Below are 338 nucleotides of genomic sequence, written 5' to 3' on the forward strand. Positions count from 1 at the left end.
CCCGCCGGCTCGCGGCCCGTCCGTGGCCGCGCCGGACAGGCCGTCCGTCCCGCGCGGCCCGTCCGTGATCACGTCCCGCAGGGCTGTCACGACGCCGGGCCCCTCCCGGTGGAACAGCCCCAGGCCCACCTTCAGGACGGCCACGTGCGGGGCCACCGCCGCGGCCAGGCGCAGCGCGGCCGGCCCGTCGGGCACGTCCAGCGCGACCGCCAGGGGTGGGCGTGACGTCCAGCTGCCCAGCCGGGTCCGGGGGAACGCGGTCATCCGGCCACCATCATCCGATCACCGTCTGCCGGTGGGTGTCGCCGACCGAGGCCCGCGCGGTACCGGCGGGCCCG

At 79.3% G+C, this 338-nt stretch carries 1 protein-coding gene and 1 pseudogene (both cut by a window edge); both read right to left on the bottom strand.

Going from position 1 to position 338, the window contains the following annotated elements; all coding sequences use genetic code 11:
* A pseudogene (gene pyrF / locus FrCorBMG51_RS28825) lies at positions 1 to 264 on the bottom strand (orotidine-5'-phosphate decarboxylase); it reaches 637 nt to the left of the window's first position.
* Between the two features lie 10 nt (positions 265 to 274).
* Positions 275 to 338: the 3' end of a carbamoyl-phosphate synthase large subunit gene (gene carB / locus FrCorBMG51_RS23750; RefSeq protein WP_047225230.1), read on the bottom strand. Its footprint extends 3359 nt past the window's final position; only the last 64 of its 3423 coding nucleotides appear in the window; its start codon lies off the right edge, out of view — the gene reads right to left on this strand; its stop codon occupies positions 275 to 277.

Origin of the sequence: Protofrankia coriariae, assembly GCF_001017755.1 — a bacterium.
GTDB lineage: Bacteria > Actinomycetota > Actinomycetes > Frankiales > Frankiaceae > Protofrankia > Protofrankia coriariae.